The following is a 14,979-nucleotide window of genomic DNA, read 5'->3' as shown; positions in this document are numbered from 1 at the left end:
AGGCGCAATTTCCGGACCAACCGGGATTCGGGGTCGCTGTTAGGGTTAATGAAGTCTTTCGATTGCGGCGGCGTGCGCGTTTTGCGAACATGATCGTATCGGAGCCGCCGGTTCCACAGCACACACTTTTCGGATTGGGGTAGGGGACTCCACCGGGCCATTCAAGCCAAGGGCTTGAATGGCTTTCTTTTTACGCGATATCAGGGCTGACGAACGCGAAAGCAGCTCATGAACGATCCGGCCCAGACCGACGCCACCCCAAACGAAACCAGCAGCGCGAAAGCGACGGACCGGACCGGGGGATCGGTGCCGGCATTCAACCTGCACGGCTCTATCGTGCTGTTGGCGGCCGTCTGCATCGCGGTGCATTTCATACGCACGATGGTGTTGTCGGATGACGAGAACACCTGGCTTCTGGTGAAGACGGCGTTTTTCCCGCTGCGCTATTCGCCTGAAGTCCTGACTTTCGATCTGCCGACGCTGATTTCGCCCGTGACCTATGCGTTCCTGCACGGCGACTGGGTGCATCTGGGCGTCAACGTTGTCTGGCTTTCGATTTTCGGATCGCCGCTGGCCTACAGGATCGGCTGGCGGCGCAGCATACTGTTCTGGGTGGTGACCGCCGCGGCTGCTGCGGCGACGCATCTCGTGATCTATTTCAACGAGGCCATTCCGGTCATCGGCGCTTCGGGCGCGGTGTCCGGTTTCATGGGCGCCGCCGCACGGTTCGGTTTGCGGGCCAACAGGCGCGAGCCGCGCCGCGGATCCGATGGCCCGTTGCTGACCATCCGACAGACACTCCGCACCCCCGGCGTTCTGCCGTTCCTGCTGATCTGGGTCGTCGTGAACATATTCGTCGGCGTCGATCCGTTCGGCGCGCAGGATGGCGCCGGAATCGCCTGGCAAGCGCATATCGGCGGGCTTGTGGCCGGATTCCTGCTCGTTCCGCTCTTCGACCGGCGAAGCTGACCCGACGGGACTCTTCCTTGCAAAAACCGCAACGTCATCGCATTCTGTTTGCGGGATGAGAAGGAGTGTTCGCGATGATGGTCAGGAACATACTTGCCGAAAAAGGGTCCGAGGTCTTCACGCTGCCGCTGGCGTCCACCGGCATGGATGCGGTCAATGCGCTTGCCAAGTACAATGTGGGCGCGCTGGTAGTCGCATCGGAGGAGATGGCGATCCTGGGCATTCTTTCGGAGCGCGATATCGTACGCGCCATTCGCAGCAACGGCGTTTCCGCGCTGGAACAGCCGGTGAGCGAACTGATGACCGCGAGCGTGCAGACATGCACCGAGGATTCGACGGTCCCCGAATTGATGGAACTGATGACGGAAGGCCGCTTCAGGCACATGCCCGTTGAACGTTCCGGCAAGCTGATCGGCGTGATATCCATCGGCGACATCGTCAAGCGCCGGATCGAGGATATCCAGCGCGAGGCCGACGATATCCGTTCCTATATCGCCTCGGCCTGATCAGGCCATTTCGGCCAGCCGCCTCAGGTCGTGCAGCCGCGATATCGTTGCCTCGTAGCCTTGGTCGATGGCTTCCGAGGCACGATGGAAGTCGGCCATTCCAATCTCCGAAAGCCTAGGATGCAGCGCGTAGTCCGGAGGGTCTCCGGCAAGACGGGCTCGCGATATCCGGTCCTGGATGATGTTGTAGGATTCCACCATCACGCCCGATATTCCAAGCCGGACAGTTTGAGCGGGTAATTTCTTGTGCGATGTCCTCGGTGTATCCTCCGTCGCGCGCACATTCATCTCGGCGCGCGGAACGCCGTGTTTGACGACGCCGGACCTGCCGAAGATGTCATAGTTCAGATTGACCGCCACCACGCGCGGCTGCTCATGCGCGCGGCAGACCGAGACCGGCACCGGATTGACCAGCGCGCCGTCGACAAGGACCTTCCCGTTGCATTCGACCGGCTCGAAAATGCCGGGCAGGGAATAGGAAGCGCGCATCGCGACGATCAGGTCGCCATGGGTCAGCCATATCTCGTGGCCGGTAGCGATTTCGGTTGCGACCGCGACGAAAGGCTTCGGCAGATCCTCGATCTGGATGTCGCGCATATGCGACTCCATTTCGCGGTTGAGGCGCATTCCGCCGAACAATCCACTGCCGGCGAACTGGATGTCGAGAAGGCCAAGCATGCGGCGGCGCGAGAGCGAACGCGCGAATTTTTCGAGTTCGTCGAGTTTTCCGGCGAGATAGCAGCCGCCGACCAGCGCGCCGATCGACGTGCCGGCGATCATGTCGATCTTGATGCCGACCTCGTCCAGGGCATGAAGAACGCCGATATGCGCCCAGCCGCGGGCGGCTCCACCGCCCAGCGCAAGCGCGATACCGTGCTGCTTCCGCTCGGGTTTCGGCGGATCAGCTTCCGGGACTGGGGTGTCCTCACCGTTCTTGCGCCTGGAAAAGTTCGCTAGCTGCATGACGTGACTTCGATATTTCGAGCAACGATGCCGGGATTGTGCGGCGAATTGGTGTCAAATCGGTGAAGAATAAAGGGGTATCTATTTGCTGCCATAGACAGTCCCGGGGTCGAATCGGGGCGCGTCCGATTCATCCAGGACAAGCCGTGGTTTGCCACCGTCCGACATCTCGACGGTCCGATAGAAGCAGCTTTTCCGGCCGGTGTGGCAATTCGCGCCATCGCCGGCGGTCTCGACCTTCAGCAACACGCAATCCTGATCGCAATCGATCCGGATTTGCCTGACGGTCTGCATGTTGCCGGATGTCTCGCCCTTCTTCCAGATGGATTGGCGCGAGCGCGACCAATAATGGGCGATTCCCGTTTCGAGCGTCAGTTGCAACGCCTCGGCATTCATATGCGCGACCATCAGCACGGTGCCGTCGGCGGCATCCACCGTGACGGCCGTGATCAAACCGTCGGAGGAAAAGCGGGGAGAAAGGCGTTCGCCCGATTCAAGCTCGGCCTTGGAGCCGGGCGGCGCAAAGATGTTGTCTCGATCCTGGGTCATGCAACGCCTCTACGTTGCGATGACCCCGCGATCAAGCGCGATCGCCGCCGCGAACCATCGAAATGAACCGGACCTGCTCCTGCGGATCGTCGCGGAAGGTGCCAGTAAACGTTGTCGTGAGGGTCGTCGAACCCTGCTTGCGGATGCCGCGCATGGCCATGCACATATGCTCCGCCTCGATCATGATCGCCAGGCCGCGTGGTGCCAGCGCATCGTTGATCGCGGATGCGATCTGGGCCGTCATGGCTTCCTGGGTCTGCAATCTTTGCGCGAAGATTTCCACGACGCGGGCGATCTTAGAAAGGCCGAGAACCCGACCGTCGGGCAGGTAGGCGACATGCGCCTTGCCGATGATCGGAACCATGTGATGCTCGCAATGCGAGTGGAACGAAATGTCCTTGACGAGGACCATGTCGTCGTAACCCGCGACCTCCTCGAACGTCCGGCCGAGAACCTCATTCGGGTCCATCTTGTAGCCTGCGAACATCTCGCGATAGGCATTGACGACCCGGCGAGGTGTTTCGCGCAGGCCCTCGCGATCGGGATCGTCGCCGGTCCAGAGCAGCAGCGTGCGGACCGCCGCTTCGGCTTCCTCCTGCGTCGGGCGCCGGCGGGTTTCGTCCCGCTGTTCTTCTTCGGTGCCTTTCGGAACGGCGTTCACGATCGCATCCATGAAATGTGTCTCCCGTAGCTCCGGTCTAATTACGCCGGAACGAGTTGAACGGACCACTGACTTCCGATCATTCGGATTTGCCGTCGCTTGGTCAACGGCACGCGGCGTATGCCTTGTTCACGCGGCCTTGTAAAATATATATGCTTCATGAGGCGCGAAAACAGCCCCCGCGGCGGTCATGGCGCCACCGCGGAGAAAAACCCCGGAGCGGATCGTGATCGACGATATCTACAACGCCAAGATACTGGATTATGCCGGGAATATCGGACACACCGAGCGGCTGACCGATCCGGATGCATCGGCAAAGGCGCACTCGAAGCTGTGCGGGTCCACGGTGACGATCGATCTCAAGATGGATGGCGACGTCGTGTCGGATTATGGGCAGGAGGTGAAAGCCTGCGCGCTCGGACAGGCGTCATCCTCGATCATGGCGCGTTGCATCATCGGTGCGAGCGCGAAGGAATTGCGGGACGCTCGCGAGCAGATGATCGCCATGCTCAAGCAGGATGGGCCCGCCCCGACCGGACGGTTCACAGACCTGCAATATCTGATGCCGGTGAAGGACTACAAGGCTCGCCACGCATCAACACTGCTGGTCTTCGATGCTGTCGTGGACGCCCTCGACCAGATCGAACAGAAACGGGCGAGCGCGGCCTGACATCATGTGCGCCCACGAAACAGATCACGTCGCGCCGCGAAAGCGCCGGAGCCGCAACTGGCAAGGCCCGTGGCGCAAGACGCCGGGCCGCGTCCTCGGGACGTCGCTGATCAGGCTTTACCAGCTGACGCTGTCCGGCTTCATCGGCAACAATTGCCGCCACATGCCGACCTGTTCCGAATACGGATACGAAGCGATCGCCCGCCACGGCCTGTTGGCCGGGGGCTGGCTGACCTTGAAGCGGGTCGCGCGCTGCGGGCCTGGCGGCACATGCGGCATCGACAACGTGCCGGAAAAACTCTGACACCCTGCCGCCGTCCGGCAATCGCCGGAAAATTCCTTCCGTTTGCCCCTGCGGCAATTGTATTTTCATAACAGCCGTTTAGTTGTGGTCATGCGCACCCGCACGATGGAGCACATCGGTGACCGAGACCCACACGTCACAGAACGAGCAGGCCGGCGAGTCCTACTCCGCTGACATCTACAGCGAAGACGGCTCGATCCGCGCGGATTTCCTCGATCGCATCGATGCGCATGTGCAGGCATCCGATGTCGAGGCGCTCGCCGACGACGTTTCCGGGCTGCACGAATCCGAACTCGGTGACCTGATCGAGACGCTGGAAAGCGATTCCCGTCGCCGCTTCGCGACCCTGCTCGGTGATCGCTTCGATTTCTCCGCACTTACCGAGGTCGACGAGGCGGTGCGCCTCGATGTCATCGACGCGCTGCCCAACGAGCAGATCGCCGTCGCTCTGCAAACCCTTGATTCCGATGATGCGGTCTACATCCTGGAGGATCTGGAGGAGGAGGATCAGGCCGAAATCCTCGCCCAGCTGCCGTTCACGGAGCGCATAAGGCTTCGTCGCTCGCTCGATTATCCGGAAGACAGCGCAGGCCGGCGCATGCAGACGGAGTTCGTCGCGGTGCCGCCGTACTGGTCCGTCGGGCAGACAATCGACTATCTGCGCGACAGCGAAGACCTTCCGCATTCCTTCGCGCAGATATTCGTCATCGATCCGACCTTTCATCTCGTCGGAGCGATCGATCTGGACCGGATCCTGCGCACGCCGCGACCGAACAAGGTCGAGGAGATCATGCATGAGACGCGTCACGCGATCCCGGCCGAGATGGACCAGGAGGAAGCGGCGCAGATCTTCGAGCAATACGACCTTCTCTCCGCGGCCGTCGTTGACGAGAACGAGCGTCTCGTCGGTATCCTGACGATCGACGACGTCGTCGACGTGATCCAGGAAGAAGCCGAAGAGGATTTGAAACGCCTCGGCGGTGTCGGTGACGAGGAACTGTCCGACACCGTGATCGAGACGACGAAGTCGCGCTTTCTGTGGCTGTTGATCAATCTCGGCACCGCCGTCCTCGCTTCGGCGGTGATCGGCCTTTTCGACGCGACGATTTCGGAAATGGTGGCGCTCGCCGTCCTGATGCCGATCGTCGCCTCAATGGGTGGCAATGCCGGAACGCAGACCATGACTGTTGCCGTGCGCGCGCTCGCGACGCGCGACATCGACATTTACAACGCGTCTCGCATCATCCGGCGCGAGCTGACCGTCGGTTTCATCAATGGCGTGGTCTTCGCAGCCCTGATCGGGTTGGTCTCGGCGGTATGGTTCTCGAGCCTGTCGCTCGGCGGGGTGATTGCGGTGGCGATGGTGGTCAACATGGTCTGCGCGGCGCTGGCCGGCATTCTCATTCCACTGCTGTTGAACCGGTTCGGTGCGGACCCGGCGATCGCGTCGAGCGTGTTCGTGACGACGGTGACGGACATCGTTGGTTTCTTTGCCTTTTTGGGGCTGGCCGCCTGGTGGTTCGGGATTTGAGCGCCCGGGCAGTGCCTCGCGGAACGGGCAGATATTTGACTTTTACGTAAGGGCGCATCAATGATGGCGCTGGCTAAGTCATTGATCCCGAAGGATTCGGTGGATGAGGGACTATTACACCATAACCGAACTTACTCGCGAGTTCGGCATTTCGACACGGACCCTTCGCTTCTACGAGGACGAGGGGCTGATCCACCCGGTGCGCCGCGGACGGACGAGGCTGTTCAGGCCGGCCGACCGTCTGCTCGTCAAGCAGATCCTGCGCGGCAAGCGGCTCGGATTCTCCATCGCCGAGATCCGCGAGATCATCCAGATGTACAAGGCACCGCCGGGCGAAGTCGGCCAGTTGCGCACGATCATCAACAAGGCGGCCGAAAAGCGTGAGGAACTGCGCCAGAAGCGCAAGGATATCGAGGACACGCTGGCCGAACTCGAACAGGTCGAAGAGGCCTGTCTCGGGCGCCTTGCCGAATTGCGGGTCGCGTCCTGACGACCGTCAAAACCAGCGTTTGACGCGTTTTTTGTAATCCCGGTACGCCTTGCCGAAATGGCTCTCCAGGTGTTTTTCCTCGCGCTCGATCGCCAGTTTCTGGGTCGCGTAAGCCGCGACAAAGGCCAGCGGAAAATACCAGCCAATGCCTGATATGAGGCCCGCGCCGATCACCAGCATCGTGTTGGCTACATAGATCGGATTGCGCGTCACCGCGAAGATTCCCTTCGTCATCAGGTGATCCGACTTGCGATTGGGCAGGATCGTGGTGCGCGCGCGATACATCGTGCGCATAGCCGCGAAGTCGATCGCCAATGCGGCCAGTATCATGAATACGCCGCCCGCAAACAGCATCTCGCCCGCATTGCCTCCGAACCAGGGCAGGGGAAGCGCCCGCCCGAACAGCCACCCGGCCACCAGGGCAATCGCATAGATGATCGGCGGCCAGGGAATCGTGTTCGGCCGTTCGTAAAAGGCTTTGTTGTCAGTTGCCATCGGTGTTTGCCTCCAGCGAGCAACGGTCCGAGACGTCGGCGACACGCGGGTCCGTCGTCTGGTTGATTTCACCCGTAAACACGCGTTCGAACAAGCCTTCTTCCTTCAGGCCGGCGACCGCGCATTCGCAAAACGCCCGGCAGGTCTGTTCGGAATACTGTTCGACACAGGTCTGCGTGCAGGAGCGGATGAATGCCGCCTCGGGTTCGACCTCCGCAGGCGGGCTGACGAGGGAAAACAGATAGACGCAGGCGATCAGCACCGGCTGGTGGACGAGATAGGTGACGAGGCTGTGCCTGCCGATGAACCGAAGGGCTCTCGTGACGATGTTTTCATGCGGGGGATGGTCGGCAAGATATGTTGTCGCTCCCGTGCCGATCAGCAGGCGCCCGATCGCCATGCCCGTCAACACGGCGCCAAACCACGGAAAGACCGGCACGAAGTCGTTCGATCGCGGCGGGAAAGGCGAAAGACCGATCCAGAGAAGCAGGGGATGCGAGAACAACTCGGTCTTCCCCCAGAACGGAACGGATATCCATGCAGCGGCGATCAGAAAGAGTGCGATTGCCGGCAAGCGCAGGAACAGCAGGCCCAGAACGCTCGCGACCGCGATCTGGTGCAGGATGCCGAAGAAAACATAGGCGCCGGGTGTCGCGATCCTCGTCGCGACGGTAATCGCAAGCGCCGCGGCGGCCACCATCGCCAGCCTCTTGCCGTATCCCCGCCAGCGAATGCCCTTGCCATGCGCGAGGACGAGACTCACGCCGACAAGGATCAGGAAGCTCGAGGCGATGCTGCGCGCGAACCACTTGAGCGGCCCGGTGCCAGCCGTGCCGGGGTCTAGATAGCCGAAAAATTCGAGATCCCAGCTGAAGTGGTAGATCGCCATCGCAACGAGCGCGACGCCGCGCGCGAGGTCGATCCATTCGATCCGACGGGAAGGGCGGGTGCCTGTATCGGTCATTTTCGGATCGGGGCAATACCGTTCGTCATGCCACCAGATATCGCATGAGAAATCCGCGCTGCAAAGCGGTGCATGGTGCACGAAAGGCGTGTATGGCGGAGACCGGCTCGGCCAATCGAAGATGTGACTATGTTCTATTACCTGTCGAAGACCCTGTGGCTCCTGATCCAGCCGGTCGGACTGATCTGTCTGATCTTCGCGGGCATTCTCCTCCTTCTTTTGTTCAAGCGGATCCGCATCGCCGCGTGGCTCGCCTTTCTCGGCCTCTGCTTCGCCCTTGTCGCGACGCAAACCAATGCCGGACGTTTGCTCCTGCAGCCACTGGAGAACCGGTTTGCACGGCCGGATACTCCGCCCGCTTCGGACGAGATCGCGGGAATCGTGGTTCTCGGCGGCGCTTTCGACGGTTACGTGACGCGCATCCGCGGCGGGTTCGAACTCGGCGCTTCCGGAGACCGGATGGTCGAGGCCCTGCGTCTCGCGCGGCTCTACCCGGATAAACCGGTGATCGTTTCTGGCGGTGAGGCATCGTTGATCGGCCAGACGGAAGGCGACGCATCGATCGCGTCACGATTTTTTGCTTCGTTCGGTATCGCGGCGGAGCGCGTTGTCCTCGAGGACAAGTCCCTCAACACCCACGAGAACGCGGTGCTGTCGAAAGCCGTCATGGAGCGATATGGTGAGGGCGACTGGCTGTTGGTCACGAGCGCATTTCACATGCCGCGCTCCGTCGGCGCATTCCGCGTGCAGGGTATCGAACCGGTGCCATGGCCGGTCGACTACAAGACGGCCGGCACGGAAAGTTTTGCGGTCGGCCGTGACGACCCGACCGAGGCGCTTGTCGAAACTAACCTCGCCATCCGCGAGTGGATCGGCCTCGCGGTCTACGCGGCAACGGGGCGAATCAGCGATTTCTTCCCGCGTTGAATCCCACACGGTCCGGGCGAAATCACCCGCTTTCGGGAGGATATCAGACGAAAGTGGAAGCGCGTTAGCACGCTCGATCAGCGAATTGAAATCTCGACGGAATTCGAGATCGCCCCTTTCGCCTTCCGGATGACGCATGGCTGATCCTTGGTTTTTTGCGATTGCGAAGACGGTGGGACGGGTGTAGACGGCCGCCTCCAAGAGAGAGCGCGGGCACGCCGCGCCGAACAAAAATGGGGACAACAGTGATGGATGAAAACGTCCAGAAGTCCTGCTGGGGCACCACGGCCTGGGCAGTTGCTGGTTTCGCCTGCTTCATGGTCATCGTGTACCTGATCGGGATGAATGATGTCGCCGAGGTAGCCGCTTCCTTCCCGCGGCAACCGGCTTGATCCGAACACGGATTCGAAAAAGCGCCTTGGCTGTGTCGTAACGCGGCCAAGGCGCGTCGGAACCCGGTTCGCGCCGCCGTCACAGTCTGCTAGCTTCCTGCCGTCAACAGCAGAATCGCAGATGTTCCTTTCGGTCTTCGAACTCTACAAAATCGGTATCGGGCCTTCCTCCTCGCACACGATGGGGCCGATGTCGGCCGCCGTGCGTTTTCTCGACGAGATACGGCTTGGCGAATGGCCGCGGCCGGCTGGCGCGGAAGTCGCCGGGCTTTCGGTGTCGCTGCATGGCTCGCTCGCCTTTACCGGTGTCGGCCATGCCACCGACCGCGCGGTGATCCTCGGTCTTGCAGGCTATCAGCCAGACGCGATCGACCCCGATGCGATGGACGACATCCTGGAGATGGTGAAGGCCGGGAAGTCGGTGTCGCCGCCGGGGCATCCGACTTACCGCTTCGATCCGAACGAGGATCTCGTCTTCGACAGGAAGGAACCACTGCCGGGGCACGCCAACGGCATGGCGTTTTCCGCCCGTGACGCCGACGGCACCATGCTGCTGCGCCGGGTCTACTACTCGATCGGCGGCGGCTTCATCGTCAGCGAAGACGAACTCGCGCGCGTCAAGGCGGAAGCCGGCAAGCCGCGCAAAGGCGACGTGCCCTATCCCTTCGCGTCTGCCGACGAGATGCTGAAGATGGCGAAGAAGAGCGGATTGTCCATTTCGGCGATGAAACGCGCCAACGAGGAAACCGGGCGCAGCCGCGCCGAGCTCGACGCAGAGCTCGATGCCGTCTGGGGCGCGATGGACGGCTGTATCGAGCGCGGTTTGCGCGGCGAGGGCATCCTGCCCGGAGGCTTGAAGGTCAAGCGGCGCGCGCGCCAGATTCACGAGAAACTCGAGGCCGACTGGCTGTCCAACCGGCCGAATCCGATGCTCGCCAATGACTGGCTCGGCGCTTTCGCCATGGCGGTGAACGAGGAGAATGCGTCCGGCGGCCGCGTCGTCACCGCGCCGACCAACGGTGCGGCGGGCGTGGTGCCGGCGGTTCTGAAGTACATGGTCAAGTTCCATGAACTGACCAGCCCGGATGACGTCCGCAATTTCCTGCTCACCTCGGCCGCGATAGGCGGGCTGATCAAGCACAACGCATCGATCTCCGGAGCGGAGGTCGGGTGCCAGGGTGAGGTTGGCAGTGCGGCCGCGATGGCGGCGGCGGGGCTCGCCGAAGTCCTCGGCGGTACGCCAGAACAAGTGGAAAACGCTGCCGAGATCGCGCTCGAACATCATCTTGGGATGACTTGCGATCCGGTTGCGGGGCTCGTCCAGGTGCCGTGCATCGAGCGCAATGCCCTTGCCGCGGTGAAAGCCGTCACGGCGGCGTCGCTGGCCCTGAAGGGCGATGGCACGCATTTCGTCCCGCTCGATGCCTGTGTCGAGACCATGCGGCAGACCGGCCTCGACATGAACGAGAAATACAAGGAAACGAGCCAGGGCGGCCTCGCCGTCAACGTGGTGGAGTGCTGAACGACTTGCTCCCGGCGGGCTGCTGGCCTGTGGACGTATCACTGCCAAGCTTGACCGGCGGCGCGCGCGCAATAAACCATGCGCCATGGCCCTGAACCTGATCAAGCTTTGTGTCGGAGCAGACAGCGTTGACGATCTGCGCGCCTGGATCGATTTTCGCCTCGCCGAAAAACGCGCGGCGGGCGAGCCGGCCGAAAGCATCCATACAACTCGCATGGTGCCCAAGCGCGGCGACGAAATCATCGGCGAGGGGTCGCTGTACTGGGTGATCAAGGGGCGCGTTCAGTGCCGCCAGCGCATCACCGATATCCGGCCTTTCGTCGATGGCGAGGGGATATCGCGGTGCCGGATCGTCCTCGATCCCGAGGTCGTGCTGACCCGCCCCCAACCCAAGCGACCGTTCCAGGGATGGCGTTACTACAAGGCAGAGGACGTGCCGGCCGATATCAACGGCGACGACGAAGGCATGGAAACCTTGCCGGCGGACATGCGCAACGAACTCGCCGATCTCGGCCTGATCTGATCGCGCACGTATCTCATTTGCCTTGCAACCCGACGGGAAAGTGCCACATTTCGCCCATGGCCAAGTCGGTATCGAAAACGCGAAGCAGTAAAATCGCCGAAGCGAAATCATCGCGAGGCGACATCGCCGCATTCCTCAAGGCGGCGAAGACCGCCGGAACATCCGCAACGGGAAACGGACGGATCGTCCTTGCGCTCGACGCAACGATGAGCCGTCAGCCGACATGGGATCTCGCCTGCTCGATCCAGGCGGAGATGTTCGAGAGCGTTTCGGATGTCGGTAGCCTTCTGATGCAGCTTGTCTATTTCCGCGGGCTCGGCGAGTGCCGCGCCTCGAAATGGGCCGAGGACGGCAAGACGCTCGCCTCGATGATGTCGCGGATCGAATGCCGCGGCGGGCACACGCAGATCCTGAAAGTACTGAAGCATACGGCGAAGGAACAATCCCGCAACCGGATCAACGCGCTCGTCTATATTGGCGATGCGATGGAAGAAAATGTCGATGACCTCGTTCAGGCTGCCGGCGAACTCGGCCTGCATGGCATTCCGGTGTTCATCTTTCAGGAAGGTCATGATCCGTCCGCGGAATACGCCTTTCGGGAAATCGCCCGGGTGACGCGCGGCGGCTGGTTCCGATTCGACCGCTCCGCCGCATCCGTTCTGTCGAAACTCCTGTCGGCAATCGCGGTCTATGCGACCGGCGGTCTCAAGGCGCTCGAAAGTCGAGGGTCGCGGGAGGACAGGTTGTTGCTCGCACAGATGTCGAGCGATGGAGGCAAGAGATGACCATACTGATTCTTTTGGTCGGCATTGCCGCCTTCACGATCCTCGGCCTGTACTTCTTCGCATCGGCATCGCCGGCTCAGGTGGCGCGTACCCTGCACCTCGCCGGGCCGGCGGCGCTGGCCATACTCGGGGGCATCCTGAGTGTCGCAGGGCGCATCAGCGTCGGTGCGCCTTTGGTGATGATGGCTGTCGCCTGGTACGGCCGGCAGCGGCGCCGCATCGGTCAGCAGAGGACCGGGGGACAAAAATCGACGGTACGATCGGCCTGGCTCGAAATGGAGCTGGACCACGACAGCGGCGATATGGACGGACTGGTTCTCGTTGGCCGTTTCGAGGGCCGCAGGCTCTACGAGATGAGCGACGCGGACCTGATGGATCTCGCGGCCGACCTCAGGGACGACCGCGAAAGCGCCGAATTACTGGAGGCGTATCTTGACCGCCGAATGCCGGGCTGGCGTGACGACGCTGATCCGGATGTTGGTGCGGGGCATGGAAGCCCGCATGGCTCGGGCCCCATGACACATGAGGAGGCCTACAAGATCCTTGGCCTTGAACCGGGCGCGTCCGCTGTTGAGGTCCGAAAGGCGCATCGAAGCCTGATGCAGCGCGTTCACCCCGACCTCGGAGGCAATGCTTTTCTGGCGCAGCGGGTTAACGAAGCGCGCGACGTTCTTTTGCGTGATCATACTGATTGAACCCTTCGATACTCGATACACATTCAAACGGTTTCAGACGGCCCGGCCGCGCCTTACGAATTGTCGAAGGCGAGGCAGGAATACTTGTACTTCTTGAGAGCGCTGCATGCGGACCAGGCAGCCGACTTCGAGCTGAAGCCGGAGAAGCGGGCGCGGTGATACAGAATGCCGCTCTTCTCGAATTCCTCCACGAAAGGCGAGAGGCCTTCGAGAACCGAACCGGCACGTTCCTGTGCAGTCCGCAGGTAATCGACGGCTTCGCCCTGGCTGGGAAGTGAAGCAATCTGGATCACCCAGCCGCTGCGCGGCGCCGTGGTTGCGGTCTTGATCGTGTCGAGCGGCGCGGCGGCCGGAGCAGGGCGCGGCGCGGCGGGCTCGGCGGCATAGGCGGTCACCGTGGATGCGGCGACAGGAGTGCCGATATCGCTTGGGCGAAGCGGGTTCACGGGAAGCGGAATATCGTCGGCGTCGAGCTGTGCGACGGTGACGGCCGCATTTCCGAAATTCGTGCCGCCGCTGCGGGCGACGAGCATGCCGCGCTTGCGCTTGGAGCCCTTGTTCACATTGGCTGCCAGCAATTCCTGCATATGCGCATTGCGCGACGCGCCGGTCCGTCCGCCCATCACCACGGCGACGATGCTGCGCCCGTTCTTGTGCACCGAGGTAACGAGATTGAAGCCGGAAGCGCGGGTGTAGCCGGTCTTGATGCCGTCGACACCGCTGACGCGGCCAAGGAGCCGGTTATGGTTGCGCATGGTGGTGCGGCCGAACTTGAAGCTCTGGACGGAGAAATATTTGAACTGCCGGGGGAAGTGCTCCTGCAACGCGATGCCGAGCGTCGCCATGTCGCGCGCCGTCGTGACCTGGCGGGAATTGGGAAGACCCGATGCGTTGCGGAACGTCGTCTTGGACATCCCGAGCGCGCGCGCCTTGGCCGTCATCATTTCCGCGAAATGGCTTTCGGTTCCACCAAGATGCTCGGCAATGGCGGCGGCGGCATCGTTGGCGGACTTCGTCACCAGGGAGAGGATCACATCTTCCACGGAGACGCTTTTGCCTGCCGGAACGCCGAGCTTCGTCGGCTGCATCGAGGCGGCGTGACGCGAAAAGGTGACGCGCGTGTTCTTGTTGATCTTGCCCTGTTCCATGGCTTCGAAAACCATGTAGAGCGTCATCATCTTCGTCAGGGATGCCGGATAGCGCGGCGAATCGGCGTAACGCGAATGAAGTGTCTTGCCGGTGTTCGCGTCGATGACGAAGGAGGCGTATTTGGGGTTCGCCTGCGCATTGGCGCCGAACGCCACGACGAGGAAAGTGGCCACGAACAGCGCAGATATCGCTTGCGCCATGTTCTGGAGGGACAGCGACTTACTGAAAAACACTTGAGACACCCGTGGTTACGCTACATGGGGCGGCCCTGCTAACGAGCCGGAACTCATGCAACCGTAGCCGGAACAGCGTTACCAAGTCGTTTATGGTGACTAGAAAGTTACTGCCGTCCGTCGAGTTTTTTTCAAATGTCCCAAAATAAAATTTGTGCGCTGCAAACTTGCCCGTTGAAAAATTGTGCAGTGCACACTATCTTGTTGGCAAGCCCGGATGAGGCCCGAAACTGATCCGAAATCCAATCGCAATCCAATTGAGGTTCGCCATGATGAATTCGTTTGAAGACGCCAGCAAGGTTGGCAAGGAAATGATGGACAACTCCCTGAAGGGCTACGCTGCCATGACCAAGGGCATGCAGGCCATCGCAACCGAAGCCGCCGACTACTCCAAGAAGTCCTACGAGGACGGCGTTGCCGTGTTCGAGAAACTGGCCGGCGCCAAGTCGCTCGAAAAGGCGATGGAAGTGCAGACCGACTACATGAAGTCGTCCTATGAGTCCTTCGTCGCCGAGGCGACCAAGATGGGCGACCTCTACGCCGATCTCGCCAAGGAAGCTTACAAGCCGTTCGAAACGGCGATGGCTTCGGCTTCCAAGTAAGCGATGCATTCACTTCGCCAAAATGGCGAATGCAGGGCCCGCGTGAGCG

Annotated in this window: 19 protein-coding genes; 13 read left to right on the top strand and 6 right to left on the bottom strand. The window is 61.5% G+C overall.

Translation table 11 applies throughout. From position 1 onward, the window contains the following. Positions 1 to 228 precede the first annotated feature (228 nt). Both ACQK2M_RS15455 and ACQK2M_RS15450 read left to right on the top strand, forming a co-directional pair. A complete protein-coding gene (locus ACQK2M_RS15455) occupies positions 229 to 969 on the top strand; it encodes a rhomboid family intramembrane serine protease (protein WP_425418521.1) in 741 nt (246 codons plus the stop codon). A 74-nt stretch (positions 970 to 1,043) separates the two neighbouring features. Continuing rightward, positions 1,044 to 1,475, top strand: a complete 432-nt coding sequence (locus ACQK2M_RS15450; RefSeq protein ID WP_223479294.1) for a CBS domain-containing protein — start codon at positions 1,044 to 1,046, stop codon at positions 1,473 to 1,475. On the opposite strand, the gene ACQK2M_RS15445 is transcribed toward ACQK2M_RS15450, so the two are convergent. The 3 genes from ACQK2M_RS15445 to folE form a co-directional block, all read right to left on the bottom strand. Further along, on the bottom strand, positions 1,476 to 2,438 hold the full coding sequence (locus ACQK2M_RS15445) for a patatin-like phospholipase family protein (RefSeq protein WP_425418519.1): 963 nt from the start codon (positions 2,436 to 2,438) through the stop codon (positions 1,476 to 1,478). A gap of 81 nt (positions 2,439 to 2,519) precedes the next feature. After that, on the bottom strand, positions 2,520 to 2,987 hold the full coding sequence (gene hisI / locus ACQK2M_RS15440) for a phosphoribosyl-AMP cyclohydrolase (RefSeq protein ID WP_425418518.1): 468 nt from the start codon (positions 2,985 to 2,987) through the stop codon (positions 2,520 to 2,522). Between the two features lie 31 nt (positions 2,988 to 3,018). Then, complete coding sequence (gene folE / locus ACQK2M_RS15435; protein ID WP_425418517.1) at positions 3,019 to 3,660, bottom strand: GTP cyclohydrolase I FolE; 642 nt, start codon at positions 3,658 to 3,660, stop codon at positions 3,019 to 3,021. Between the two features lie 214 nt (positions 3,661 to 3,874). Here folE and ACQK2M_RS15430 point away from each other — a divergent pair, with 214 nt between their 5' ends. The 4 genes from ACQK2M_RS15430 to ACQK2M_RS15415 all read left to right on the top strand — a co-directional run bounded on the left by ACQK2M_RS15430 (position 3,875) and on the right by ACQK2M_RS15415 (position 6,643). Next, positions 3,875 to 4,318 (top strand): iron-sulfur cluster assembly scaffold protein, encoded by a 444-nt coding sequence (locus ACQK2M_RS15430; RefSeq protein WP_425418516.1) that lies wholly within the window; start codon positions 3,875 to 3,877, stop codon positions 4,316 to 4,318. Positions 4,319 to 4,322: 4 nt separating this feature from the next. Further along, positions 4,323 to 4,622, top strand: coding sequence for a membrane protein insertion efficiency factor YidD (gene yidD, locus ACQK2M_RS15425; RefSeq protein ID WP_425418515.1), 300 nt, complete (start codon positions 4,323 to 4,325; stop codon positions 4,620 to 4,622). A 118-nt stretch (positions 4,623 to 4,740) separates the two neighbouring features. After that, positions 4,741 to 6,153 carry a magnesium transporter gene (gene mgtE / locus ACQK2M_RS15420; protein ID WP_425418514.1) on the top strand — a complete coding sequence of 471 codons (1,413 nt, stop codon included), beginning with the start codon at positions 4,741 to 4,743 and terminating at the stop codon, positions 6,151 to 6,153. A gap of 103 nt (positions 6,154 to 6,256) precedes the next feature. Further along, positions 6,257 to 6,643 (top strand): MerR family transcriptional regulator, encoded by a 387-nt coding sequence (locus ACQK2M_RS15415; RefSeq protein WP_223479301.1) that lies wholly within the window; start codon positions 6,257 to 6,259, stop codon positions 6,641 to 6,643. A 6-nt stretch (positions 6,644 to 6,649) separates the two neighbouring features. Here the strand turns inward: ACQK2M_RS15415 and ACQK2M_RS15410 are convergent, their stop codons facing one another. Both ACQK2M_RS15410 and ACQK2M_RS15405 read right to left on the bottom strand, forming a co-directional pair. After that, the gene (locus ACQK2M_RS15410) at positions 6,650 to 7,138 is read right to left on the bottom strand and encodes a methyltransferase family protein (RefSeq protein WP_425418513.1); all 489 of its coding nucleotides are present in this window, start codon (positions 7,136 to 7,138) and stop codon (positions 6,650 to 6,652) included. Continuing rightward, entirely contained in the window at positions 7,128 to 8,102 is a 975-nt protein-coding gene (locus ACQK2M_RS15405) for a heparan-alpha-glucosaminide N-acetyltransferase (RefSeq protein ID WP_425418512.1), read from the bottom strand. The genes ACQK2M_RS15410 and ACQK2M_RS15405 overlap by 11 nt, the downstream gene beginning before the upstream one ends. A 129-nt stretch (positions 8,103 to 8,231) precedes the next feature. Here ACQK2M_RS15405 and ACQK2M_RS15400 point away from each other — a divergent pair, with 129 nt between their 5' ends. From ACQK2M_RS15400 to ACQK2M_RS15375, 6 genes are all read left to right on the top strand, one after another. Further along, positions 8,232 to 9,029, top strand: coding sequence for a YdcF family protein (locus ACQK2M_RS15400; RefSeq protein WP_425418511.1), 798 nt, complete (start codon positions 8,232 to 8,234; stop codon positions 9,027 to 9,029). A gap of 248 nt (positions 9,030 to 9,277) precedes the next feature. After that, entirely contained in the window at positions 9,278 to 9,421 is a 144-nt protein-coding gene (locus ACQK2M_RS15395) for a hypothetical protein (RefSeq protein WP_223479305.1), read from the top strand. A gap of 121 nt (positions 9,422 to 9,542) precedes the next feature. Beyond that, positions 9,543 to 10,943, top strand: coding sequence for an L-serine ammonia-lyase (locus tag ACQK2M_RS15390; RefSeq protein WP_425418510.1), 1,401 nt, complete (start codon positions 9,543 to 9,545; stop codon positions 10,941 to 10,943). Positions 10,944 to 11,028: 85 nt separating this feature from the next. Then, entirely contained in the window at positions 11,029 to 11,466 is a 438-nt protein-coding gene (locus ACQK2M_RS15385; protein ID WP_425418509.1) for a DUF1489 family protein, read from the top strand. Between the two features lie 56 nt (positions 11,467 to 11,522). Next, entirely contained in the window at positions 11,523 to 12,251 is a 729-nt protein-coding gene (locus ACQK2M_RS15380; RefSeq protein WP_425418508.1) for a VWA domain-containing protein, read from the top strand. After that, on the top strand, positions 12,248 to 12,946 hold the full coding sequence (locus ACQK2M_RS15375; protein WP_425418507.1) for a DnaJ domain-containing protein: 699 nt from the start codon (positions 12,248 to 12,250) through the stop codon (positions 12,944 to 12,946). The genes ACQK2M_RS15380 and ACQK2M_RS15375 overlap by 4 nt, the downstream gene beginning before the upstream one ends. A gap of 53 nt (positions 12,947 to 12,999) precedes the next feature. Here the strand turns inward: ACQK2M_RS15375 and ACQK2M_RS15370 are convergent, their stop codons facing one another. After that, positions 13,000 to 14,295: a serine hydrolase gene (locus ACQK2M_RS15370; protein WP_425420058.1), complete on the bottom strand. Its 1,296-nt coding sequence runs from the start codon at positions 14,293 to 14,295 to the stop codon at positions 13,000 to 13,002. A gap of 305 nt (positions 14,296 to 14,600) precedes the next feature. Between ACQK2M_RS15370 and ACQK2M_RS15365 the strand changes: the two genes are divergently transcribed. Then, entirely contained in the window at positions 14,601 to 14,930 is a 330-nt protein-coding gene (locus ACQK2M_RS15365) for a phasin family protein (protein ID WP_425420057.1), read from the top strand. Positions 14,931 to 14,979: the final 49 nt, after the last annotated feature.

The organism is Oricola indica (assembly GCF_965227485.1).
Lineage (GTDB): Bacteria > Pseudomonadota > Alphaproteobacteria > Rhizobiales > Rhizobiaceae > Oricola > Oricola indica.
The sequence above is the reverse complement of the archived record's forward strand: the minus strand, read 5'-3'. Positions and strand labels throughout refer to the sequence as shown.

What these genes read in the sequence shown, in the direction of transcription:
- ACQK2M_RS15445 (WP_425418519.1), bottom strand. Translation starts at nt 2,438, where the DNA reads ATGCAGCTAGCGAACTTTTCCAGGCGCAAGAACGGTGAGGACACCCCA.
- ACQK2M_RS15390 (WP_425418510.1), top strand. Translation starts at nt 9,543, where the DNA reads ATGTTCCTTTCGGTCTTCGAACTCTACAAAATCGGTATCGGGCCTTCC.
- ACQK2M_RS15375 (WP_425418507.1), top strand. Translation starts at nt 12,248, where the DNA reads ATGACCATACTGATTCTTTTGGTCGGCATTGCCGCCTTCACGATCCTC.
- ACQK2M_RS15380 (WP_425418508.1), top strand. Translation starts at nt 11,523, where the DNA reads ATGGCCAAGTCGGTATCGAAAACGCGAAGCAGTAAAATCGCCGAAGCG.
- yidD (WP_425418515.1), top strand. Translation starts at nt 4,323, where the DNA reads ATGTGCGCCCACGAAACAGATCACGTCGCGCCGCGAAAGCGCCGGAGC.
- ACQK2M_RS15365 (WP_425420057.1), top strand. Translation starts at nt 14,601, where the DNA reads ATGAATTCGTTTGAAGACGCCAGCAAGGTTGGCAAGGAAATGATGGAC.
- ACQK2M_RS15385 (WP_425418509.1), top strand. Translation starts at nt 11,029, where the DNA reads ATGGCCCTGAACCTGATCAAGCTTTGTGTCGGAGCAGACAGCGTTGAC.
- ACQK2M_RS15455 (WP_425418521.1), top strand. Translation starts at nt 229, where the DNA reads ATGAACGATCCGGCCCAGACCGACGCCACCCCAAACGAAACCAGCAGC.
- ACQK2M_RS15450 (WP_223479294.1), top strand. Translation starts at nt 1,044, where the DNA reads ATGATGGTCAGGAACATACTTGCCGAAAAAGGGTCCGAGGTCTTCACG.
- ACQK2M_RS15370 (WP_425420058.1), bottom strand. Translation starts at nt 14,295, where the DNA reads ATGGCGCAAGCGATATCTGCGCTGTTCGTGGCCACTTTCCTCGTCGTG.
- ACQK2M_RS15410 (WP_425418513.1), bottom strand. Translation starts at nt 7,138, where the DNA reads ATGGCAACTGACAACAAAGCCTTTTACGAACGGCCGAACACGATTCCC.
- hisI (WP_425418518.1), bottom strand. Translation starts at nt 2,987, where the DNA reads ATGACCCAGGATCGAGACAACATCTTTGCGCCGCCCGGCTCCAAGGCC.
- ACQK2M_RS15405 (WP_425418512.1), bottom strand. Translation starts at nt 8,102, where the DNA reads ATGACCGATACAGGCACCCGCCCTTCCCGTCGGATCGAATGGATCGAC.
- ACQK2M_RS15400 (WP_425418511.1), top strand. Translation starts at nt 8,232, where the DNA reads ATGTTCTATTACCTGTCGAAGACCCTGTGGCTCCTGATCCAGCCGGTC.
- ACQK2M_RS15395 (WP_223479305.1), top strand. Translation starts at nt 9,278, where the DNA reads ATGGATGAAAACGTCCAGAAGTCCTGCTGGGGCACCACGGCCTGGGCA.
- ACQK2M_RS15415 (WP_223479301.1), top strand. Translation starts at nt 6,257, where the DNA reads ATGAGGGACTATTACACCATAACCGAACTTACTCGCGAGTTCGGCATT.
- folE (WP_425418517.1), bottom strand. Translation starts at nt 3,660, where the DNA reads ATGGATGCGATCGTGAACGCCGTTCCGAAAGGCACCGAAGAAGAACAG.